The organism is Ancylomarina sp. YFZ004 (genome assembly GCF_054254355.1).
This window is the reverse complement of the sequence record NZ_JBTCHQ010000005.1, coordinates 197,372-221,777: the sequence shown is the minus strand read 5'-3', so window position 1 is coordinate 221,777 and position 24,406 is coordinate 197,372. Positions and strand designations below refer to the sequence as shown.

21 protein-coding genes are annotated in these 24,406 nt (G+C 35.7%); 12 read left to right on the top strand and 9 right to left on the bottom strand.

Annotation, left to right across the window (positions count from 1 at the left end):
- Positions 1-48: 48 nt before the first annotated feature.
- Positions 49-771 carry a 3'-5' exonuclease gene (locus ACXR6G_RS10590; protein WP_458361398.1) on the bottom strand — a complete coding sequence of 241 codons (723 nt, stop codon included), beginning with the start codon at positions 769-771 and terminating at the stop codon, positions 49-51.
- Between the two features lie 96 nt (positions 772-867).
- A complete protein-coding gene (gene udk, locus ACXR6G_RS10585) occupies positions 868-1,485 on the bottom strand; it encodes a uridine kinase (RefSeq protein ID WP_458361397.1) in 618 nt (205 codons plus the stop codon).
- A 234-nt stretch (positions 1,486-1,719) separates the two neighbouring features.
- Here udk and ACXR6G_RS10580 point away from each other — a divergent pair, with 234 nt between their 5' ends.
- The 8 genes from ACXR6G_RS10580 (at position 1,720) to ACXR6G_RS10545 (ending at position 8,255) form a co-directional block, all read left to right on the top strand.
- Positions 1,720-2,700 carry a type I phosphomannose isomerase catalytic subunit gene (locus ACXR6G_RS10580; RefSeq protein ID WP_458361396.1) on the top strand — a complete coding sequence of 327 codons (981 nt, stop codon included), beginning with the start codon at positions 1,720-1,722 and terminating at the stop codon, positions 2,698-2,700.
- Between the two features lie 132 nt (positions 2,701-2,832).
- A complete protein-coding gene (gene yihA / locus ACXR6G_RS10575) occupies positions 2,833-3,438 on the top strand; it encodes a ribosome biogenesis GTP-binding protein YihA/YsxC (protein WP_458361395.1) in 606 nt (201 codons plus the stop codon).
- Between the two features lie 203 nt (positions 3,439-3,641).
- A complete protein-coding gene (locus ACXR6G_RS10570) occupies positions 3,642-4,610 on the top strand; it encodes a ribose-phosphate pyrophosphokinase (RefSeq protein ID WP_458361394.1) in 969 nt (322 codons plus the stop codon).
- 119 nt (positions 4,611-4,729) lie between these two features.
- The gene (locus tag ACXR6G_RS10565; RefSeq protein ID WP_458361393.1) at positions 4,730-5,305 is read left to right on the top strand and encodes a 50S ribosomal protein L25/general stress protein Ctc; all 576 of its coding nucleotides are present in this window, start codon (positions 4,730-4,732) and stop codon (positions 5,303-5,305) included.
- A 191-nt stretch (positions 5,306-5,496) separates the two neighbouring features.
- Complete coding sequence (gene pth / locus ACXR6G_RS10560; protein WP_458361392.1) at positions 5,497-6,162, top strand: aminoacyl-tRNA hydrolase; 666 nt, start codon at positions 5,497-5,499, stop codon at positions 6,160-6,162.
- A 42-nt stretch (positions 6,163-6,204) separates the two neighbouring features.
- Positions 6,205-6,585 (top strand): RNA-binding S4 domain-containing protein, encoded by a 381-nt coding sequence (locus tag ACXR6G_RS10555; RefSeq protein ID WP_458361391.1) that lies wholly within the window; start codon positions 6,205-6,207, stop codon positions 6,583-6,585.
- 42 nt (positions 6,586-6,627) lie between these two features.
- Entirely contained in the window at positions 6,628-7,167 is a 540-nt protein-coding gene (locus ACXR6G_RS10550) for a DUF4924 family protein (protein ID WP_458361390.1), read from the top strand.
- A 224-nt stretch (positions 7,168-7,391) separates the two neighbouring features.
- A complete protein-coding gene (locus tag ACXR6G_RS10545) occupies positions 7,392-8,255 on the top strand; it encodes a DMT family transporter (protein ID WP_458361389.1) in 864 nt (287 codons plus the stop codon).
- Positions 8,256-8,354: 99 nt separating this feature from the next.
- Here the strand turns inward: ACXR6G_RS10545 and ACXR6G_RS10540 are convergent, their stop codons facing one another.
- The 4 genes from ACXR6G_RS10540 to ACXR6G_RS10525 form a co-directional block, all read right to left on the bottom strand.
- Positions 8,355-9,662, bottom strand: a complete 1,308-nt coding sequence (locus ACXR6G_RS10540) for a Na+/H+ antiporter NhaC family protein (RefSeq protein ID WP_458361388.1) — start codon at positions 9,660-9,662, stop codon at positions 8,355-8,357.
- A gap of 182 nt (positions 9,663-9,844) precedes the next feature.
- Entirely contained in the window at positions 9,845-10,681 is an 837-nt protein-coding gene (locus ACXR6G_RS10535) for a nuclear transport factor 2 family protein (protein WP_458361387.1), read from the bottom strand.
- A 108-nt stretch (positions 10,682-10,789) separates the two neighbouring features.
- The gene (locus tag ACXR6G_RS10530) at positions 10,790-11,668 is read right to left on the bottom strand and encodes an AraC family transcriptional regulator (RefSeq protein ID WP_458361386.1); all 879 of its coding nucleotides are present in this window, start codon (positions 11,666-11,668) and stop codon (positions 10,790-10,792) included.
- 90 nt (positions 11,669-11,758) lie between these two features.
- Positions 11,759-12,604 carry an AraC family transcriptional regulator gene (locus ACXR6G_RS10525; protein ID WP_458361385.1) on the bottom strand — a complete coding sequence of 282 codons (846 nt, stop codon included), beginning with the start codon at positions 12,602-12,604 and terminating at the stop codon, positions 11,759-11,761.
- 110 nt (positions 12,605-12,714) lie between these two features.
- Here ACXR6G_RS10525 and ACXR6G_RS10520 point away from each other — a divergent pair, with 110 nt between their 5' ends.
- Entirely contained in the window at positions 12,715-13,047 is a 333-nt protein-coding gene (locus tag ACXR6G_RS10520) for a DoxX family protein (RefSeq protein WP_458361384.1), read from the top strand.
- 149 nt (positions 13,048-13,196) lie between these two features.
- Positions 13,197-13,874, top strand: a complete 678-nt coding sequence (locus tag ACXR6G_RS10515) for a 4Fe-4S binding protein (RefSeq protein ID WP_458361383.1) — start codon at positions 13,197-13,199, stop codon at positions 13,872-13,874.
- Between the two features lie 154 nt (positions 13,875-14,028).
- Here ACXR6G_RS10515 and ACXR6G_RS10510 read toward each other — a convergent pair whose 3' ends face one another.
- Entirely contained in the window at positions 14,029-15,960 is a 1,932-nt protein-coding gene (locus ACXR6G_RS10510; RefSeq protein WP_458361382.1) for a SpoIIE family protein phosphatase, read from the bottom strand.
- Between the two features lie 393 nt (positions 15,961-16,353).
- Between ACXR6G_RS10510 and lnt the strand changes: the two genes are divergently transcribed.
- The gene (gene lnt, locus ACXR6G_RS10505; protein ID WP_458361381.1) at positions 16,354-17,916 is read left to right on the top strand and encodes an apolipoprotein N-acyltransferase; all 1,563 of its coding nucleotides are present in this window, start codon (positions 16,354-16,356) and stop codon (positions 17,914-17,916) included.
- A 269-nt stretch (positions 17,917-18,185) separates the two neighbouring features.
- Complete coding sequence (locus tag ACXR6G_RS10500; RefSeq protein WP_458361380.1) at positions 18,186-19,244, top strand: hypothetical protein; 1,059 nt, start codon at positions 18,186-18,188, stop codon at positions 19,242-19,244.
- A gap of 72 nt (positions 19,245-19,316) precedes the next feature.
- Here ACXR6G_RS10500 and ACXR6G_RS10495 read toward each other — a convergent pair whose 3' ends face one another.
- Both ACXR6G_RS10495 and ACXR6G_RS10490 read right to left on the bottom strand, forming a co-directional pair.
- Positions 19,317-20,720 carry an NAD(P)/FAD-dependent oxidoreductase gene (locus ACXR6G_RS10495; RefSeq protein ID WP_458361379.1) on the bottom strand — a complete coding sequence of 468 codons (1,404 nt, stop codon included), beginning with the start codon at positions 20,718-20,720 and terminating at the stop codon, positions 19,317-19,319.
- A 234-nt stretch (positions 20,721-20,954) separates the two neighbouring features.
- Positions 20,955-24,218, bottom strand: coding sequence for a S41 family peptidase (locus ACXR6G_RS10490; protein WP_458361378.1), 3,264 nt, complete (start codon positions 24,216-24,218; stop codon positions 20,955-20,957).
- Positions 24,219-24,406: the final 188 nt, after the last annotated feature.

The following is a 24,406-nucleotide window of genomic DNA, read 5'->3' as shown; positions in this document are numbered from 1 at the left end:
TAATATTTTAAACACGAAAATAAGCAAAATATTGCACAGATTATGATACTAAATTGATACCCTCTCGAAATTTACTTCAGGTATCAGACCTTCACCTTTGTATCGTAAAAATAACTGAGCGGTTGCCAAAATATCCTTTTCGCAATAGATAGCAATGCGCTCCAAATCATCTTCCTCCCAATAAACCTGACCGACCATTGATCCATCAATATCATCTTTTGGCGTTGGAATATTAAAAATCTCACATAACAAAGCCAAAGAGGTATAATGCTTGTAGTCGCCAAACTTCCATAGCTCCATGGTATCAATAAACTTGATTTCCCAGGGTTTCTTCCCAGCTATATTTAGAGCTTTGGGTAATTTCAATCCATTAATCAACATTCTGCGTGCGATATAAGGGAAATCAAATTCTTTACCATTGTGAGCGCAAAGATTCTTTGTTGGCTTTGAGCAAAAACGATCAAGCATCTCTCCAAAATCAGCCAACAATTGTTTTTCATCATGACTGTAATAAGATTTAACCTTAAAATGCTTTTCTCCTGCCTGCCTAACAATTACACCTGTTGAGATACACACAACTTTCCCAAATTCAGAATAAATTCCAGCTCTGCCATAAACATCTGAAGCCGTTTGCTCTTCATCTCTAAAATAGTTAGACTTTTTCTCCCATAAGTCTTGCAACTTGGGACTTATTTTATCAAAGTCAGCTTCACCTGAAACCGTTTCAATATCGATAAAAAGTAAATCTTCTATTTTAATATCATCAAGCATAATCAATAATTTATCATAAATGAAAATTAAATCTATAAAAAAAGGAGATCATAACAAAATCTCCTCTTTAAACGATATATGTCTTTGAGTGATTAATTAAACACTCACTTTTAAGTTCTTTTGAATAAATTGAGTTAAAATATCAATAGCTACATGATTATTGCCACCCTGTGGAACAATGATATCGGCATAGCGTTTGGTTGGCTCAATAAACTGCAAATGCATCGGTTTCAGAACATCCTCATAGCGAGCTAAAACTTTATCTACGGAACGGCCACGTTCAACAATATCACGCTTGATGACTCGGTTCAATCTATCATCTGCATCACAATCAACAAATACTTTAATATCCATTAAATCACGCAATTCAGGCTGAGTTAAAGCCAAGATACCTTCAATGATAACCACTTCAGTTGGTTGCACAGGAATTGTTTCTTCCGAACGGGTACAAGTTAAATATGAATAAATAGGTTGATCAATGACAAGACCTGCTTTCAATTGCTTTAAATGTTCTTGCAAAAGCTCGAATTCAATTGAATTAGGATGATCAAAATTGATCTCCTGACGCTTTTCCAATGGCAAATGACTACTATCTCGGTAATAGGAATCTTGAGGTAATACGGCAACCTCTCCCTTAGGTAAACGCTCAATTATCTTTCTCACAACGGTTGTTTTACCCGAACCTGTACCTCCTGCTATTCCAATTATTAACATGTGAAATGGTATTTAAATCAAATATTATAAATTTGCACTAATTTTGCGTCGCAAAGATACAAATTTTATGCTGAGTTTTATAGTTCAATAAATTGTTCTAAGTCTTTACATTTAGGTCAAAAAATCAAATTCATTTGAAAATTGAACCTGATTAAAAATGTCTCAGCAATATAGTTATTTCATATTATTAGATAAACATATATTATCTAAGCCACATATTCCAAATTAGTCTTTATGAACTTATATCCTTTAAAATTCACATCAATACCCAAAGAAAAAATTTGGGGAGGAAACCGTTTAAACACAATTCTTAACAAAGAATTTAATCCTGCTAATAAAGTCGGTGAAAGTTGGGAAATATCAGGTTTAGAAGGTGATCTTTCCCTTGTAAAGAATGGTTTTCTTGAAGGAAACGATTTAGAAGAACTAATTGAAGTTTATATGGGTGATTTGGTTGGAGACAAAATTTACGATCAATTTGGTCTCGAATTCCCCTTACTAATCAAATTTATAGATGCTAATGAAAATTTATCCATTCAGGTTCATCCAGATAATGAATTTGCTCTTGAGAAGCATAAGGCATATGGGAAAACTGAAATGTGGTATATTATTGACGCTGAAAAAAACTCAGAGCTTCTTTTAGGTTTCAACCAGCCCGTGAATAAAAATATATTTCTTGATTCGATTCAAAATGGAAATCTGTCTGAGCTTATTAATAAAGAGAAAGCAGAAGCAAATAGTTGTTATTTGATTCCTGCTGGTAGAATTCACGCCACTGGGAAAGGTGTTCTTTTTGCCGAGATTCAACAAACATCAGACATTACTTATCGTATATACGATTGGGACAGACATGATACAACAGGACAGACACGTGAACTTCATCTTGATCTGGCGAAGGAAGCATTGGATTACACTTTCGAGAAAAAATACAGAACTGATTTTGAATCTAAAATCAATGAAAGTTCTGAGATCGTAAAATGTCCTTTTTTCACAACTAACATTTTGGAGTTCGATAAAACAATTGAAAAGGATTATTTCCAACTCGATTCATTTGTAATCTATATCTGCCTTGAAGGAAGTTGCGAAATTCAAGTTGAAGATGAAGAATCAGTTTCATTGACAAAGGGAGAAACCGTGTTAATTCCTGCTAGTTTAAAGAATTTAAAACTGAAGCCAAATACGAACACAAAGCTTCTCGAAGTTTTTATTCAGTAAGAAAAGCTTGCTATATATAATAGAAAACATGAGTCTCTTCATCAAATTTAGAGAGTCAATCAATAATATAACTATCAATATTTAGATTAAGCTAGATTCTGATTAACTTTGCCGAGCAAAAAAATATAGAATATGAAGGTCAATACAGCCGAATTTATTATTTCGAACAGCGACGTAACAAGATGCCCTAAAGCAAATATGCCAGAGTATGCTTTTATTGGACGTTCGAATGTTGGGAAATCATCCCTGATTAATATGCTAACCAATCACAAAAATTTAGCTAAAATTTCAGGAAAACCGGGAAAAACCCAACTCGTGAACCATTTCAAAATTAATAAGGAATGGTATTTGGTCGATCTTCCAGGATACGGTTATGCTAAAGTTTCGAAACACCTAAAAAGTGGTTTCAGCAAAATTATTTACAGCTATATCGAAAGCCGTGAAAATCTAGTCAACCTTTTCGTTTTGGTCGATGCTCGTCACGACGCGCAACAAATCGACCTCAACTTTATGGAGTGGTTAAATGGTAAGGAGATTGCCTTCTCTATTATTTTCACAAAGGCTGATAAACTTACCAAGAGAAAACTAGCCGATAGTATTGAGTCTTATAAACAACAGATGTTAGTAAGATGGGAAGAAATGCCCCCTTATGTCATCAGTTCCGCCTCATCCGGAATGGGACAAGAAGAAATTTTAAAATTTATAGAAGAAACAAATAAGATTGTCAGCTTCAAATAAGAATAAGACCTAAGAAGATTTCCCTGCGAAATCTTCTTTTTTCATTATAAACGACGATCAATTAAGTCGTTCAATTACAAGAGAACAAATACAACATTTGCGTTCTTATTTTTATAAAAAACGAGTTTATATTCTTAAATTTGCACCATCGTTTTCTTAGTGCAGATTATAGAACTTCAAACAATTCAATAATTATAGCACTAATGTCACTTACAACATCAGTAAAAAACAACCAAATTATGAATGCCCCAATTAAAATTTTCGCAGGTTCAAAGAGTGAAAAATTAGCAGCCCAAATTGCTAAAGCAGCCGGACTAGAGATCGGTGATTCAAGCATCATTAACTTTAGTGATGGTGAATTTGAAGTTGCTTATGAAGAGACAGTTCGTGGAGCTCACGTGTTTATCGTTCAATCTACTGTTCCTCCTGCTGACAACTTAATGGAACTTTTAATGATGATTGATGCTGCCAAAAGAGCATCAGCTTATAAAGTATGTGCTGTAATGCCATATTTCGGATTTGCTCGTCAGGACAGAAAAGATCGTCCTAGAGTAGCTATCGGGGCAAAACTAGTTGCTAACTTATTAGTAGCTGCTGGTGTAGACCGTGTTATGACTATGGACTTACATGCAGATCAAATTCAAGGTTTCTTTGATATTCCTGTTGATCACCTGTATGGATCATCTGTATTATTACCATACATCAAGGAATTAAATCTTGAGAATTTAGTAATTGCTTCTCCAGACATGGGTGGAAGTAAAAGAGCAAATGCATATTCTAAGTACCTAAATGCAGGTCTTGCTATTTGTCACAAAAAAAGAGTAAAAGCAAATGTAGTGGGCGAAATGACTGCTATTGGTGATGTTGAAGGCAAGAATGTTGTTATTGTTGACGACATGATTGACACTGCAGGTACTATTGCAAAAGCTGCCAACATGCTAAAAGAAAAAGGTGCATTAAGTGTTAGAGCCATTGCATCTCATGCTGTTCTTTCAGGGCCAGCACACGAAAGAATCGAAGAATCAGCACTTGAAGAAGTTCTTTTCACCGATTCAATCCAATTGAATGGAGGAAGTGAAAAAATTAAAACATTAACGATTGCTAACATTTTTGCAGAAACAATCCTTAATGTTTATAATAACGAGTCAATTAGCTCAAACTTTATTATTTAATTAATATATTTGCGGCGAATTTTGGTATTACTATTTATAATCGTGTGATGGGATATGAATTGAGCCTGCTTACCAAGGGTGATGATTTTTATATTGAGTAGCATAACAAAAAAAGTACAATGAAAACTTTAGAATTAAAAGGTTCATTAAGAACAGATCTAGGAAAAAAAGCAACTAAAGCTTTACGTAAAGAAGAATTAGTTCCTTGTGAGCTTTACGGTGGTGCAGAAAACATTCACTTTGCTGTATGCGAAAAAGCACTTAACAAATTACTTTTCACTCCAGAAACTTTCATCGTTAAGTTTGATATTGAAGGTAAAGTAGTTACTGCAGTAATGAGAGACGTTCAGTTTCACGCTGTATCTGATAAGGCTCTTCACGTTGACTTCTTCCAGGTAACTGAAGATAAAGCATTCGAAGTTGAAGTTCCTGTTAAAGTTGAAGGTTTCGCAGTTGGTGTACAATCAGGTGGTAAACTTGCTGTAAACCTAAGAAAACTTAAAGTGAAAGCTATGATGAAGGATCTTCCTGAGTCTCTTTCAATTGATGTAACAGATCTAGGATTAAGTAAGAGTATCCAAGTTGGAGCTTTATCTTTTGAGAACCTTGAGCTATTGAACTCTAAGAGTGCTGTAGTTGTTCAAGTTAAACTTACAAGAGCTGCTCGTGCTGCTGCAATGGCTGGAGGGGAATAATATTTCCAAAAAGCTTGCTAATACAAGTATTAGCGAAAAATACAAGCTCCCAAGCCTTATGCTTGGGAGTTTTATTTTTAAAACCAATTTACCCTTTTGTTCATTCTAAGAATGAACTACTTGATCAAGTATAAAAGATCAAAAACTATTGATTAAATTGGCCTTCATTCTTCTCTCAAATGACTAGCAATATGTTTAAGTTTATCACAGATTTATTCAAAAGAGAAAAAGCCAATAATTCAGAAAAAAACGCTGATATGAAGTATTTAATTGTTGGGCTTGGAAATATTGGACCTGAATATTATCACACCCGCCATAATGTTGGTTTTAGAATCTTAGATGCCTTGGCCGAAACAGCTAAAATCGAATTTAAAGATGGTCGTTACGGAGCCATTGCAGAATACAAATTCAAAGGCCGACAGTTTATTCTTGTAAAACCGAGCACTTATATGAACCTCAGCGGTAAGGCTGTAAACTATTGGCTGCAAAAAGAAAACATCCCTCTTGAAAATATGATGATTTTGGTTGACGACTTGGCTCTGCCATTCGGAACACTTCGTCTACGTCCCAAAGGCAGTGATGCCGGACATAATGGATTAAAACACATCAACGAAACATTAGGGCATCAAAACTATACCCGATTACGCTTTGGCATTGGAGCTGATTTTAGTAAAGGAAAACAGATTGACTATGTACTAGGAAAATGGTCAGAAGAAGAGCTCGAAAAACTACCTGAATTATACAAAATCAGTATCAATATGATTAAAGGTATAAGTACGATAGGTGTGCAACGCACAATGACAGCTTACAACACAAAAAAAGAGCCTAAAAAAGCTAAGGATGAAGCTGCTGAATAAGACTTAATAATATTCCTAATTACCTCATAATAGAAACTCACTATGAACGATAAGGTAAGAATTGACAAATGGCTTTGGGCTGTTCGTATTTTCAAAACGCGAAGTATGGCATCCGAAGCTTGCAAGAAAGGAAAAGTTACGATTAATGGTGTTACTATTAAACCATCACGTGAAGTCAGACTAAACGAGATTATAAGTTTAAGAGTTCCTCCTATTACGCGATCATATAAAGTTCTTGATATTTCTGGAAAAAGAATGTCTGCTAAACTCGCAGTCGATTTTGTGAAAGATGTTACAGCTCAAGATCAACTCAATTTACTTGATGCAACCAAAAACTTTGGCTTTGAAAAAAGAGATAGAAGTATTGGTAGACCTACCAAGCACGATAGGCGAATGATTGACAAGCTTAAAGACATCGATTAAATAGATAATCGAAACGAATTAATAAATATTTATATCCCAAAGATGATTATAGCACAAGAGAAAAGAAAGACCAATTTAGCAGAATATATCCTGTACATGTGGCAAATCGAAGATCTTATCAGAGCTTACAAATTCGATATCACTGCTATTACAGAAGCCGTTCTTCAACATTTCCAACAACCAGAAGAGAAGCAAATAGAAATTAAGGAATGGTATGAAAACCTAATAGAGATGATGAAGGTTGAGAAGGTCGAAGAAAAAGGTCACCTACAAATCATCAAAAACAATATTGACGAACTATTCGATTATCACTTGCACCTTCTTAATAACAACAAGGATGTGGCTTATATCGCTTTATTTCAAAAATCAGCTGGTCATATTGCCGAGTTTAGAACCAAATCGCAAGCCACTGATAATAACAATGATATCGAACTATGCCTAACTGCACTTTATGGCATACTAATGCTTCGCCTACAAAAGAAAGAAGTTTCAAAGGATACTTTAGCTGCTGTAAGTTCATTTAGCGAGATGATTGCATCGCTTACTGCAAAATATAAAGCTTTCGAAGAAGACAAAGACTAGATAATACATTGATCCAGTGTCCTAAGCGGAGTCGAAGGGTGAGGATGTGAGGATGTGAGGATGTGAGGATGTGAGGATGTGAGGATGTGAGGATGTGAGGATGTGAGGATGTGAGGATGTGAGGATGTGAGGATGTGAGGATGTGAGGATGTGAGGATGTGAGGATGAAAATTAAAAAATTCTAATTTAAGACGACGTATCTTAATTCAATAATTTAGATGGTAATGCAAGCAAAATACAAAAACTGGATATTCTTACTATTAGTTTCTTTCATTTGGGGCAGCCCCTATATTTTAAGAGAAATTGCACTTAAGAGTTTTACACATAGTCAGGTTGCAGCATTTCAGGTTTTCCTATCATTTATCTTATTCCTTCCTCTTATATTTAAAAACTTCAAGAAGCTAAACAAAGACAATATTGGGCCTTTATTACTTTCTGGCATAGCTGGAAACATAGGCCCTTCATTCTTCTTTGCCAAAGCTCAAACCCTTATAAATTCTTCTTTGGCTGGCATGCTAAATGCAATGCTTCCTAGCATCACACTAGTTCTTGCCATCCTATTTTTTAAAGGCAAATCAAATCGAAACACCCTTATTGGAATAGGTTTGGGTCTTGTCGGCTCTTGTATGATTGTCCTTATGGGAGATTCCTTTGGTAGCACTCAATACATGGGCGTCTTTTATGTGTTTATGGCAATTCTTTCAGTAGCCATAAGTATCAATATTGTCAGTTTTACTCTACCCAAACTCAATGGAATTGAAATTGCATCCTTAGCATTCTTATTCGTTGGCCCTATGGCTGGAATCTTTCTATTAACTACCGACCTGAGTGTCGTTATAGATTCTCCAAACTTCACAAAAAGCGCTGGCATGTTAGCTCTCTTGGCAGTTTTAACCTTTTTTGGTGTGATTTTTTACAATCAGCTTATAAAACAATCATCTCATATTTTTGCAGCATCAATTGCATATCTCATACCTATTGTTGCATTATTCTGGGGCATTACTATTGGAGGCGATCAAATTACAATCAGTCAAATTTTAGCAATTTGCTTAATACTTGTGGGCGTAAACCTTACGCATAAAAAATAGGACTTAATTATAAACTCGACATAACTCTTTTTTCACAAGAGTTACAACTTATAAAAAACGTCAGGTTATTATTTATTTCATTCAAAATTATTTCATCAGCTACATCATAAAGCCCAACATCAAATATCCAATTACTGAGAGAAATCCACTAATCAGAGCATAGGGCATTTGTGTTCTGACATGTTCCATCACAGGAATTTCAGCAATCATCGAAGACAGTATCGTAGAATCGGAAATGGGTGAACAATGGTCACCAAAAACTGCACTCGAAATAATGGCACCCAGAATCAAGGAGATATTGGCATCCAATCCGGCTGCAAGCGGCAGGGTAATGGGAATCAGAATAGCAACTGTTCCTCCGCTGGTTCCTGTGGCAAAGGAAATTAAAATCCCCACCAAAAACACAATAAGAGGCAGCCATGCCACATTCACATTTCCGCATAAGCTGGCGATATATGTACCCGTATCCAAACTCTTAATCACATTACTCATGGTAAATGCCAAAGCCAAAATGATAACTATTTCTAGAAAATCAGACATCCCATGAAAACACCATTTCAAATATTTTCGAAAATCGGCGAGTCCTTGCCTATGATAAAACAGTCCTGTAAGAATCAGTGTCAAAACGCCACTTAAAGCCAATGCACTTGCGCCATCTCCTTTTATCAGACTTCCCTCACCGCTAATGAAAAGTATCCCAAAATTAAGGATCAGAAGAAGCAATAATGGCAAGAGCATGTTCCTTGACCTGGCTATGGTTCCTTGCGGAAGATCTGTTTTAAAAATAAGAGTATCATTATCTTGAACATCTCTAAAGGAAACCTGTCGTTTCATGACAGCCAGCTCCTTACCAGAGAAGATACCGAGCCCCACAAGCAAAATGGAAAAAATACCATAGAGCTGAAAAGGCAGTGCCGATAGAATAAAACCAAAAGCTTCTCCATCGATCACACCTGCAGAAATCTGACTGCCAATCATAACCATGAGAAAAGCCCCCGCACCATTTACCGGAAACAACCAGGCAACAGGAGATGCTGTAGAATCAATTATATAAGCGAGTTTGTGCCTTGAAACATTTAACTTATCAAATAGGGGTCTACTCGCTACTCCGGCAACGACAATTGAACTAACTCCATCAATGAACAGAAGCAAACCAATCAGGTAAGCCAATAATTGAGCGGACCAAGCCGAAGTAACCAATTGCTTCTTCACGGTCAGATCGTGAACCAAACCTTCTACCCCACCCGAAGCCTCAATAATAAAAACAAAGGCTCCAATCAAAAAACAGAAAAGAAGCGATTTCACAGACCAACCATTGAATAAGACATCGGTAAAACACTTAATTCCATAGCTGAAACTTTCTTCTTTATAAATTAGTATCGCAACACCAAGCAATATCCCTCCCAACAATGCAGGCAGGACTTTTCGAGTAATGAAAGCTATAAATAAAACGAGAATAACTGGTAGTAATGACAGATAAGCAAAATCCATTCTTTAATTTAATCAGAGAATTCTAAAATATGATATACGAAAAAAGGGGCTGGTTCGGTTTTACCGACTGGCCCCTTGACTATTACAATCAAATAATATTAAAACTTACCATTCTTGTTCTGCCACTCAGACTCAGGTCGGATCGTTTCCATTACATCCCAATGCTCGGCAATTTTACCATTTTCGACTCTAAAAAGATCGTAGTAAGATGTGTGGGCATCCCCAAATTGACCTTCGCTCACAACCAATACAAAGTTGCCTTCGCCCAATACCATATGAACATTATTATAAATCATCGAAATCCCCATCTTGCCAAGTTCTTCCAATGCTTTTCCCAATCCGGATAAACCATCAGCAATACCAGAATTGTGTTGGATATAATTGTCACCATCAAAGAAGTTGCCCAACTGATCCATTTTTCCTTGAACCAAAATGGTATTAACAAACTGCTCTACCAATTTTTTATTGGCTGCCGTTTTATCTTTATCCTTAATTTCAATAGTCCCGTCAAACTGGGTTCTGCCACTTGAGTTAGGCTCAGTTATCACACTTAGGTTATCCCAGTGCTCAACAATTTGTCCTTCCTCAAATCGGAAAATATCAAAACCTGCTTTGGGTCCAAAAAAGTTATATTCGGTATGGGTAAAAGTATAATCACCATCTTCAAAAGCACGCACAATATTCACTTTCGCACTTCCTTCAGGCAATTGCTGCAATGCAGCTCCAAATCCGGCCAAACCATCAGCTATACCAAGATTATGTTGGGTATAATTATTCGGATTAATATAAGCGATTGCGGTCTGGTCGCCAGTTTCAATACTATTCAATACGGCTACAGCCTTCTCTTTATTACTTAAAACCGCATCCTTATCTTCATTTGAACTGCATGCAGTCAAACTCACAAATATTCCCAGGGTAATCAATACTGTCTTCATAATCATGTGCTTTAATTGTTATAATTTTATACTGCAAATGTATTATGAAGCGGCAGGTGCATAAAGGTGAATCAAAGTCTAAAAATGGTAAATCTGTGTTATTTGACTTTATTCACTCAATTGTTCCCTAAACATTTTGGGTGAAGTACCAATCTGCTTTTTAAAGTATTTCACAAAGTTAGTGGGCTCATCAAAACCAAGAAAATAGGAGATCTCTTTAATGGGAAGATCCACTTGAGAAAGTTTTCTTTTAGCCTCTAGAGTTACAAAATCATCGATAACAGTTTTAGCCGTTCTTTGGGTAAATTCTTTACAAACATCATTCAAATGCCTATAGCTGATATTAAGAGATATGGCATATTTTTTAGCATCACGGGTTTGGGTATATTCCTTAGACAACAATTTCTGAAAGGCTACGAACGTTTTGAATTCTGCGGTTTGAGGTTGTTTAATGCTATGACGTGCAATTCGTTCTGCTGATAGTAGTAGTATCTTTAATAAACTTCTTACAATATCTAGCTTGGCAAAATTATCTTCACGATTAAATTCCCTTTCCATGCCATGAATCACGGGCATCAAATTCATTAATTCCGAATTGTTGAAACTGATTATGGGAGGATATAGGCTCAGGGCAAAGAAACGGTAGAAGGCCAAATAATCACTCTGCGATAGATTTTTATTGAGAAATTCATCCGTAAAAAGGATAATATAGCCTTCTCGTTCTCCTTCCTCAGCAAAAGCATGTACCTGTCCCATGTTAACAAACAACAAATCACCAGCAGATAGTTTATAGTTTTCGAAATCCACCACATGGGAACCATTTCCTTTGCAGATGAGCATCAGTTGGTGAAAACGAATACTGTGCAATTGGTTTATGGGATGCACCAATGATTCCGCTCTATCCAAAAGGCTTTGAAGCGTCATAATTTCAAAGCCTATCTCATTGGCCTTATCTTCTCTGAATTTAATGTCAGGTATTTTTGCCATATATCTTATTGGTTAGCTTATTTATCTTCAATTATTCTTAGGCATATGCCTTATACCTCGAAAAAAACACTTAGGAAGAGAGCCCTAAGCTTAATCTTTAGTATGGGAACTGGATTGAAATTGAGTTTGAAATAATCTTGGGGTCATACCCATGTGCTTCCTAAAGAATTTAATAAAATACGAATCATCACTAAAACCCAGCTGATCTGATATTTCATTATTTCTTAGGCTTGTATAAGACAATAATCGTTTAGCTTCCAAAACAACTCTTTCCTCAATAAGTTTACCAGGAGATTTCCCGGCATACTTTTTACTCAGCCTGTGTAACTTCCGTTCCGAAATAGCCAATAGGGAACAATAATCCGAAATTTGTTTCTTAACAGCAAATAATTGATCAACATACTCCCTGAATTTAAAATACAGTTGATAATCATGCTGATTGGATAAATCCACAGGAAGCTGACTACGATTCAGATAGAGAAGCAAGGCATTTAATAAATACTCCTGAATCTGGATAGAATCTGATTCTGATTTTTTAAATTCCTTAAGAATTAAGTCAACTAGATTTTTAATAGCACTCTCACACTGATTATCTCCTAGTTCACAAATAAAATAAGGTAAATAAAAAGAGCTAAACTGATGTACAAAATCTTCTGAAAACATGATAATGGTTCCCTTAACATCCTTTATATTTTCCAACCAGTGAACCGGTTCCTGAGAAATATAGATAATCTTATTGGCAGCTATTTCATGACTATTGAAATCAATATTCATCATCCCCGATCCACTCTCAAAATAAAAAATTTCATAAAAATCACTTTTATGAGGTTTAAAGATCAGATCACCTGCCCTTTGAATCACTGTCTCGATAGAGACGACATCCAGATCTTTAAACTGTAAAAAACTATTCTCAAAGGAAACAGTAGGTAACTTCATACTTTCTTATTTATTCATCTTCAAGGTGGCAGAATAATACCATCTATATTCTTAAAACAACCATCTCAGCTATGCAAAGGTGCATAATTTTACCAAAAAAATAAAAACACATGATCGAGACATTAAAAATTGTATTAAGTGGCATGTTCATAATCGCTGGTGTACCCAAACTATTCAGGGTAAAACCCATACAGGATCAGTTCGATGAATTTGGCTTTGCCAATTATTTCATTCTTATTGTTGGAGCACTGGAAGTAATAGGAGCAATAGGTTTGCAAGTTTCTCTTATTGACATATGGGTTGATTTAGGTCTATCTATCTTAATGATTGGGGCAATTTATCAACACATTAAGGTAAAACATCGATTGGAAAAAAGTATCCCTGCTGTAATTATGCTTGTTCTCTTAATTTTTCAAAACTTATTGGCTGTAGGTATCATTTAAGAAATGATAATTTCAAGGAGGTATGTCAACAAAAAAGGCACACCTCCATTCTTATCAAAGGTATAGGTCAAGTCATATTATAAAATTCCATTAGTATACTTCATGCATAAAATCATAACAATTCGTTATCTTAGAAAAACAACATAATCATGGATATAAAAGACATATATAATTTCGCAGACAAAATTGGGGTATTGGTATTTTCAACCATATACAAGGATGAGGTACACTCAAGAGTCGCACATTTTAACGGATTCGATGATGAAGGAATCTATTTTAGGACTATGGCAAACAAGCCATTTGGCAGGCAGCTGGCTGAAACCGGCAAAATAACGGTTTGCGGTGTTTCCGACACGCGAATATTAGAACACCTTCCTGATGGTACACCGGTTTTTCCGACAGGATATAGTTTTCGAATCATAGGTGAAATAAAGAATGTACCTGCAGAAGTGATCAAGGAAAAGGCTAAACACAATAAAGCATTGATGGCAGCTGCAACCGACATCGACAAGTATCCAGCAATGGCAGAAGGAAACTACGTCATACATAAAGCCAAAGGTGAAATATTTGATTTTGATTTTGAATGCGTTAATCGGGACCACAAGATTCTAAGAACTCGTTTTGCATTTGGTGGTGCAAGCTTCAATCCTGCTGGTGTACGCATTACCGACGACTGTATAGAGTGCGGAACTTGCAAAGATGTTTGTTCGTTTAAAGCCATTGAAGAAGGCAGCCCATACAAAGTGAATCCCAATCGTTGTGATGACTGTGGCAGTTGCATGAAAGAATGCCCTGTCGGGGCAATTAAGGAATCACTGGTTATATAAACTAAGTTAATGTCGCTAGAAAAAGGATTTGTCCATGGAACAATCGTTCAAGACAAGTTCTTTTTCATTTGTCCTTTTAATACAACAAATAGAGAATACCTCTTGCTCCTTGCATTGAGAGTGATATTTTTTCTATTAAGCCTGAGAGGGAGTACTATATTTTCAACCCCATAATACAAATATCATCGACCTGTTCCTCATCACCTTTCCAGGCATCAAACTCATCATCAAGTAAAGATTTCTGCTCTCCCATTGATTTATCACTGATTGAAAGCAGGAAGTTCTTGAATGGTTTACTCTTGTACTTCTTCCCTTTGGGGCCTCCAAACTGATCGGAAAAGCCATCTGAAAAAAGGTAAATACAGTCGTCTTTTTCAAGCTCAATCTCATGTGTTTTGAATTTTTTTGTTTCTATGACTTTCCCTATTGGTTGTCGTGTTGAAGGGTATTCGTAAAGGATTCTATTTGTATCAGTAATAGCCTTCTTTGGTATTTTGCCTCCATTCTTCATCTGACTAACTCTATAAAGAGAGTTGTTGGCTCCCGAATACCAAAGTTTGTTTATCTCAAGATCGATACAACAAAGTGCGATATCCATTCCATCAGAAACCCCATCTTCACTTTGACTAAAAGCATCCACAACCTGATCCTTCACATAATCCAATATCTTTCCAGGTGCAATAATGCCGTATTCCTTAATAACACGATTTAAGGCATTGGCACAAACCACACTTACCATAGCCCCGGGGACACCATGCCCCGTGCAATCTGCTACAGCAAAATAAACCATCCTATCGAAAGAATGCTTCCAGTAAAAATCACCAGAAACAATATCTCGGGGTTTATAAAGAAGGAAACTTTGTGGAAACAAGTTTTTAATCATGGAACAGGAAGGAAGAATGGCTTCTTGTAAATGCTTTGCATAGCGAATACTGTCCTCAATTTCATGGTTCTTTTCTTCGAGCTCCTGTTTTTGAGTTGAAAGCAATTGATTGGCTTTTAGTTTGCTATGGTAAGCCTTTACCATAAAGATGGCCATTAGCGCAATGACAAAAATTATTAGCATCACAAACCAATTGAGATTTTGTATATCATCAGTCAGATCCTTTTCAGGTATCAACATACAAATTCGAAAGAGATTATCGCCCAAGATGAAGGGTTTCACTTTAAGAAAATATTTTTCTCCATTAAAATCAAAGCTATAGAGCTCCTTACTCTCCTGATGACTTCCAAATTCCTTTTTAGCTGCAGATATTTCAGGAATACCAAGGCTATTGGCATCTATTAAAAGATAGTTGAGATGATCTTTTTGCTCTTGAAAACGGTCATCTTTTGGCAAGCCAAGAAAGCGATCATCATCCGTAACAATAAAGGCTTTTCCATGTGGGGAGATTTCCATTTGGGAGGTAAATTTGGAAATATCGAAAATTGATACATCAAAGGATATAACATGTATCTCTCCATTTTTATCTTTCCATTTTTTTGAGATCGTGATTCCCAATATCTTACTGGGATTAAATTGATAGGGCTTGGTCCAAAAAACAGCTTCTTCTTCAGACTTAAGTGCTCCTTTGTACCAAGGGCGCAATCGCGGATCATATAAATCATTCAGTCTATTATTTCTAATCAGGTTTAGCTTTCCTTTATAATTAGACCACTCATATCTTTGTGGTTCAATTGTTGTAGAGCCTTCTTTAGTGATCATATTTACATAAATCTCCCCAGATTTTTCTAATAAGTAACAATTCCCATTCTCATCGGCAATATCTACTGAAGAAATTGCTTTATAGCCTTCGAGAACAGGTATAAATTGCTTATTAAGTTCCTTTATGTCCAGATTTTTATACGCTCCTGATTTCCCTCGCTTATAAGAAATCATAAAGGCTTTTTCTGCCGAAGAAAAGAAATCACTCATCTTTAGTTCTACCAAATCCATCTTTCCGCTTAAAAGATTCTTAGCCATTTTATTTTCCCCATTAAGAAGTGACAGATAGAGTATACACAGGATGATTCCAAAGCCTAATAGAAGGTAAAGTCCAGGTTGCTTAAAACTTAGATAGTTATTTTTTGAGATAAGCTTATTCATACAGTTACTTATATAAAGTGTGTCGGTATTTAAATGGAATTCTATCATTTAATAGAGAATGTCCTATTCAGGAAGATGGGTATATTTAATTGAGCAAATTCACCCTTACTAATCAATCTATTGTTAACTAGAGCGCAAAGTTAATGTTTAGGTACAAACAAAATAATCTCACACTTAATCATTTAGGACAATTAACATCTTTTAATAATCATTAGCTCAATATAAATTAGCAGAGATACAACAGCCTTTTCAATATCAAGACTTACAACAATATTAAGCTTCAAACAATAGATGTAATTCATAAAAATCACAATCAAATCATGTTTTGATCTGGTAAAAACATACTTTTAGCACTTAATTCAAGTCATATCTCAGATAAATATTGGAAAAAACATGAAATACAAAACAAGTCTACTGGCAATACTATCGGGACTCTTATTAGCCATGCCCTGGACTTTTTCTATTTTCTTTTTCACCATATTCTTTTCATACGTACCTCTCCTCATTCTAGAAGAGGAAAGCCATAAACAAGAAAACCCCTATTGGCTTTTCAACTACTCATTTTTAGTTTTTCTTGTATGGAATTCACTTTCCTATTGGTGGGTGTCCGAAGCTCAGCTTTTAGGATCTATACTAATCATCCTCATCAATTCTGCCATTCAAGCTACGGTTTTTTGGCTGATTTCAATTACGAGAAAACAACTTAAGATCTCTATCCTCTTTCCCTTCCTAATCATTGGATTGGGCTTTGAGTATTTTCACACGCAATGGGACCTAGCTTGGCCATGGCTCAATTTAGGAAATGCCTTTGCCGCTCACCCTAGAATGGTGCAATGGTACGAATACACAGGTGTAAGTGGTGGTAGCTTATGGCTTATTCTCACCAATATTGTGCTATTTAAACTGTTTCGAAAAAGAAATATCAGAAACTTAACAGGAGCTCTGCTTCTATTTATTATACCTATAAGCAGCTCTCTTTATCTATACAGTCAAGAAGAGATCCCTTATTCAAGCAAAAGCTTTTCTCTTATTCAGCCAAATCTCGATCCATACACCGAAAAATTCGATCCGGAAAATGAAGAAAAACATCTCAATACGTTTTTTGAGACAGCTGATTCAATTCTTCAGATAGAAGAGTGTGATTTATTTTTAGGACCCGAGACAATGATTCTTCAAGCAATAAATGAAGCAGCTCCTACAGAGTCAAAAGCTTTTAATAAACTACTCAAGTTACAAAAGGCTTATCCTAAAACTGACTTCTTACTTGGAGTACACAGTTACCTAAAACTTGCTGATAAAATCCCTGCTGGCAGCCGATACAATCCTGAAAAGGACTATTATTACGAGGCTTTTAACTCTGCATTATTCATTGATAAGAATAACAAACCCACCTTTTATCACAAAACGAAACTGGTTCCTCTTTTCGAACGCATGCCCTTTGTGCAGTACTTAAGTTTCCTTGGAAAATACTCATTGGAGCTTGGTGGCTACAATGGTACTTATAGCAATAGAAATACAATCGATACGTTTACAACAAGTGACTCAACAGAGCTTATTACTATCGTTTGTTTTGAATCAGTTTTTGGAGACTATTGTGCTCAAAGGGTAAATAACTTACCCGGATTCTTTTGCATGATAACCAATGATGGCTGGTGGAAAAACTCTTTGGGTTATAAATACCATTTCGATTTTTCAAGATTACGTGCCATAGAAAACAGAAGACAAATTGTAAGAGTTGCCAACAATGGGGTATCAGCAATTATCAATACGAAAGGAGAAGTCGAAAAACAAACTCAATGGTGGGAGAAATCAATTATGAACGGCGAGGTAAAACTCTTCTCTCGAAAAACCTTCTATTCCACACATGGGGATTACTTAGGCAGAACAGCTGCATTTTTTGCCATCCTTTTATTAATCTTTGTTAAAATCAGAAGGATAACTCGACCTAAACACTAATTTTTGGTTAAGCCTTCTTATTTTTGAAAATCAGCAGTCCAAAAATTTATTCGATGAATTATAAATATCGAGAAAGATCATCGGATAAATAAAGATGGCTTATAGTGGTAATTTGGTATACTAATTGTAAATTAAATATCAATTGAAAAACGAAATTATCAAGATATTAAAGGAGCCAAACATAGACTTAGATACCACACAGAAACATAATTATTTGGCGACTTCCTCCCTATAGATATCGGGATTGCATTAATTTAAAACATACTCACATGAAATTATTCTTAAAATTTACCCTACTCGCAATAATCAGCATCAGTTTAAGCGTACATGCCAAAGCTGAACTAAAGACAAAAAAGGTAGATAAAATATTTTCGGCTACATCAAATTTAAAAATTGACACCCGCTATTCTCGAGTTGAGTTTAAGGCATGGGATAAAAATGAAATCAAATTTGAGATTGAAATTTCAGCAGAAGGAAATAAGGCCGAGAAGGCTCAAACGATGCTCGACAATATTTCGATCGATATGACAGAAGGAGATGATTTAATTATTGCTAAAACCATTTTTGGCGATTTTTTCAGCTTCAAGAAATTGAGCAACTCCATTTTTAATAAAGGTAAAGTTAAAATCGACTATACGATTTACCTTCCTTCAGATACAAAGCTTGATTTAGTTTTAAAGGATTCACGATCATTTATTGCCAATCATTCTGGTGACATCAAGCTCGACTTCACCTATAGCGAACTTACTGCTGAAAATTTATCTGGGAAAAATAATTTTGAATTACGCTCAAGCAGCTTTTTGAAAATTGGCAAGATTAATGAAGTTGAACTCAATATAGGCGGATCTGAAATTAATATTGAAGAGGCTAATAAAATTTCAGGTGATAGTCGTGATTCAAAATATAAGCTTGGAAGCATAGATAATATGAACATCAAATCTTCTCGAGATAAATTTGATATCAAGGAAATTGAATCACTTTATGGATCGTCAAGCCTATCTAAGTTTGACATCAGCCAATTGGGAGGAGAAGTTGATTACGATATCAGTTTTGGCCACTTGTTCATTTTTAATGTTGATTACTTATTCTCCTTTGTAAAGCTTGACTCTAAATTTGGTAACTTAGGCTTAAGCTTCAGCAATAAAGCAAACTTTGACTATGAGATTAATCATCGTGCCGTTAAGTTTGATAAAACAAGCGCCTTCGATTTAGAATCGAATAAAACAATGGATGGAAATAAAGCCATTTCAAAAGGAAAATTCGGATCTAAAAAAGCCTCATCAAAAGTAAATATCAGAGCAAATAACTGTAAACTGAAATTAGAATAAAACTCAAAATTAGAATATAAAAAGAGCCTGTGTAAATCAATACACAGGCTCTTTTCTTTTATTTCGTTTTTACTAGTCTTTAATCTTTTTCAATAACTCACGGGCAATCACAACTCCATTAACTGAAGCTTGCATCAAACCTCGTGTTATACCTGGTCCATCACCTCCCATATATAGATTCTTCACCGAAAGTGATTGGAAATCATTACCAACTTTGGCAACATTACAGTAGAATTTCACCTCAACACCATAAAGTAAAGTTTCATCAGAAGCTAAACCTGGTGTTACCTTATCCAAAGCCATTATCATTTCACGGATATCCTTGAGTATACGATGTGGTAAAACCAAGCTTAAATCACCCGGAACAGCATCCTTAAGCGTCGGGATAATATTGTTTCTGTACAAACGATCCTTAGTTGTGCGACGTCCACGCATAAAGTCTCCAAATCGCTGAACCATAATCTGATTCTTGGTAAGCATATTAGCCAAACGAGCAATATGCTTTCCATATTCGATTGGCTCATTAAAAGGTTCTGTAAATTTTTGTGAAACCAATAAAGCAAAATTTGTATTATCACTCTTCAAATCTTTGAAGCTATGACCATTCACAACTGCTAAGTCATTTTCATAATATTCAGAAGATACAAACCCACCTGGATTAGAACAAAAAGTTCTCACCTTATCGTCAAATGTTTTGGTATAATGAATAAGTTTTGCCTCGTAGAAATTATCATTTATCTCCTGCATGATTTCATTTCTACACTCAACACGAACACCTATATCAACTGCTCCAACTTCTGTTGAAATATTCTCTTGTGTACATTTTTGCATCAGCCAGTCTGCACCTTCTCGTCCAACTGAAACCATGACTTGATCGGCAAAATAATCGCCCTTACCATTACGTACACCTTTAATCACTTCGTCTTCTATAATTAGGTCGTTTACAGCAGAGTTGAATTGCACTTCTACACCTTCACCAGTCAAATAATCGTAAAGCTTATGGTATAAAGCCTGAGCTTTTTCTGTTCCCAAATGACGAACCGGGCAATGCACCAATTTTAAATTAGCCTCAATTGCTCTTCTTCTGATATCTGTCATTTCAGGGCTGAATTCCTCACCATGAATATCACCATTAGCTCCAAACTCCAAATAAACCTCATCGGTATATTTAATCAACTCCATGGCTTTTTCCACGCCCAAATATTTAGGCAATGTACCCCCAACTTCGTGTGATAAGGAAAGTTTTCCGTCTGAAAAGGCTCCTGCTCCTGCCCAACCTGTTGTTATACTACAAGGCTTACAGTGAGTACAGATTCCACCATTAAAATGCTTGGGACATTTTCTATTAGCGATCCCCCTGCCTTTCTCAAGCATTAGAATATTAAGTTTCTTACCTGATTTAACCAGCTCGTAGGCACAGAAAATACCAGCTGGACCTGCTCCAACAATAATTACATCGTACTTTTTTGTCATCATTATTAATTAAAAAAATTAAACATAGATGAGATTTGGGATGAATGCATCGCTTGACTCTTCTTTTAAGCGGTTCGCTAAAAAGCAAACCCCTAAAGATAGAAAATAATAGCGCTCCAGATTCCAAAACATGCTTCTAAACTCTAATTGAACTAGCTCTAAATAAAGATCTGCTTAGAGCACAAAAAAGGCTGTCCCCTTTGAGGACAGCCTTGTATATAGAAGAATAGAATTAAACTATTCTACAGTTTTCAATAAATCTTCAATAGCACCTTCAAGCTGCTGATCGATACCTTTATCAATCTTACCAGGCATGTTTTTAATAATAACTTCAGGAACAGTTTGATTGTTCTCCATCCATTCGCCTTTTTTGTTTTTAGCACTTACAGGAACTGATCCCCAAAGTACCTTACCATTTTGCAACATTTCCCATCCTGCAAAACTACAAGTTCCAGGAACAGGCATACCAATCATTCTTCCGATACCTAAATCTTGGTAACCACAAGCAAAACAAGAACCATCGCTATATTGTGCTTCACCTACCAAAGCAACACTTGGCTTAGTCCAACGGTAACTAGGTTCGAAACCTAATACTCTATCTTCAACAGCATAATCGATAAAACGAACACCTGTTAAAAACATTGATAAGTCACCTACAAGGTCACCACCACCATTAAAACGCGTATCGACAATAAGTCCTTTCTTATCGAAATACTTACCCATTGCTTTTTCGTATGTATCGCGGTATTTGCCATCGTTCATTCCAGGTAGATGTACATAGCCTAACTGACCATTACTTAACTTCTCGACTTCAACTTCATTCTTTTTAACCCAACGCTCATACAATAAATTACCCTCTGCTCTCAAAGAAATAGGTTTCATTGTAACATCCTGATATTTTTTAGTTGCTGGATCGTAAACATGAAGCAAGGTAAATTGTCCCGCTTTTCTATTTAGATATTTAGCATAGTCAACATTCGTATCGATACTAACACCATCAATGTGCTGAATGATCATACCTGCTTTAATTTTGATATGATTCTTATCAAGAGGTCCATTCTTTATAACTTCAGTTATCTTGAGACCTTGACCTTTGTAAGTATAATCGAAGAACACACCTAATGAAGCTGTATTATCAGCTCCAGACATACCGCCATAATAACGAGCACCACAGTGAGAAACATTCAATTCACCTAACACCTCAGATAACATCTCAGAGAATTCAAAATCATTCCCAACTGATCCCAATTTAGCTTGATAATTCACTTTTAAAGCATCCCAATCAACACCATGGTAATCTGAAATATAAAACATTGTTTTTACTCTCTTCCAAACATGGTTAAACATGTTTTGGCGCTCAGCTGCAAGATCTAAAAGCATTTCGCTTCTAGTAGCAACAGATTTTTTAGATTTAGCTTTAATATCGATAGTCGAAATTTTCCCACTAGATAATAGGAACAGTTTCTTCATATCCTTATCCCACTGCAAACTCGCAGACTTAGCTCCAAGAGGCATTAACATCTTAGTTTCCTTGGTACGCAATTTAGTGGTCCAAAGGTTATAGCCTTTTTCGAATTTAGCTAAGTAGTATAAATCCTCTCCATCCTTAGAAAGTACAGCATCACCCAATTTAGATGAATGAATAGTCAATCTCTCTTTTCTATCCTGAAGGCCATCCCAGTCGAATTTAATAGCTTCTACCTCTTTCTTCTTATCCTCGTCTTTTTTCTTTTTATCTTTCTTATCAGAATCTTTCTTGTCCTTCTTTTCTTTTTCTTCTTTGTCTTTCTTCTCCTTATCGCTTATTTCCTTCCAAAGCTTATACTCGTCTTTGCTCATATGGTATTTATCCCAAGCATCCTTAGTCAAGAACAGAGAATAAACATCCATTTGCTTTGATCCAGAGTTGGCATGAGAACGCATCCCATTTCTATTACTAAACCATAGGATTTGTTTACCACCATTCACCCAAGTTGGTGAATAATCACCATAACCACTTTGAGTCAGGTTGATCATCTCTTTAGATCCATCAACAGCTAATAATACTGATTCGTCATTCGCCATAGTTGGTGCGTAAGAAACCAATAACCACTTGCTATCAGGACTCCACTGGTAATACTGATCGCCATCACCCATATAATACAACTCGTTTGGAGTCATTAGAGTGCGGCTTTTCTTTTTATCAAGGTTATATATTCTTAGCGTCTTTTTATTCTCGATGAAAGCAATTTCTTTTCCATCAGGAGAATATTCAGCTTGATAATTATCATTATCATTAACGATTACATTTTCTTCTTTTAATACAGTTGAAGCAAAGAAATAAGGTTCTTTTTCATTAACACGCTTTGTTTGATAAATCCCCCACTTCGCATCACGCTCCGATGAATACATAATCGCTTTTCCATCAGGAGAAAAACTTACAAATTGTTCCTGAGCTGGCGTGTTTGTAATACGCTTCGTCATTTTAGATTCTACAGAAGAAACAAATACTTCGCCTCTTACGATATAAGCGACTTCCTTTCCATTAGGAGAGATAGCCATTTCCTTAATATTACCTGACACTGGCAATACTTTCATATTATTGTGTCTAGCGATAGAACGAACATCAACCTTAACAAGTTTAGCTTCCTGATTCTCAGCTTTCGTATATAAATCACCATTATGAGTATAACAAAGCGTTCCGTTGTTAGCCATACTCAAGTAACGTACAGGGTGCATCTTAAAATCAGTAACCTGCTCTTTAATAGATGGCTTCTCGATATTCATTTTATGAACGTTGAAACATCCACTTTCTTCACTTAAATAGTAAAGACTCTTTTCATCAGTAGTATAAATTGGGTTACGATCTTCACCTTCGAAACTTGTAATTTTAGAGTGAGTATCAGTAACAACATCATATTTCCAAATATCACGAGTGATTGTAGATATATGGTGCTTACGGAAATAATTTTCTCCACCTTTTTTGTCGATATAAACCATCTCACGACCATCTCTACGAACTTGAACCTCTTCTGCAGGAATCGTAAAGATTTGTTCTACACGTCCACCCTTTACGGCTACTTGATATAGTTCTGGTTGTGAACCTGTATTATACTGACGATGTTCTTTAGTATCTAAACGCTGTCCTCCAAAAATCACCTTCTTATCATCAGCACTAAAGGAAAAAGGTAATTCTTTTTTTGAATGATAAGTTAAGCGAGTTGTCTGACCACCATCAATATCGATAACAAATACATCCATATTACCATATCGCTCAGATGCAAAACTGATTTGAGTTCCGGCATGATTCCAAACTGGCATATAATCGTGAGCATCATGGAAAGTTAAATTTCTAGCTTCGCCACCTTCAGAAGGCATCAAGTAGATATCTCCTTTATAAGAGAAAGCGATTTGCTCGCCATCAGGAGAAATAGCAGCGTAACGTATCCACTGATTACTTTCTTTCGCAAATAACATTGTTCCCGACAGGATGCACAATATTAAGACCAAGATCTTTTTCATTTTATATTCTATTATTTGTTAGTAGGCATGTGTAGTTTGAGCATATAGTTCTTATACACATTTTTGTCATTTATGATTAAGATCCCAAAATTAAAGAAACTTAAGCTGAAATAATATTATTAAAAGGTAATTTAGTTTTTTCTAACAATTCAACGGTTAAACTCAAGTATGTAGAAGATATCACGTAG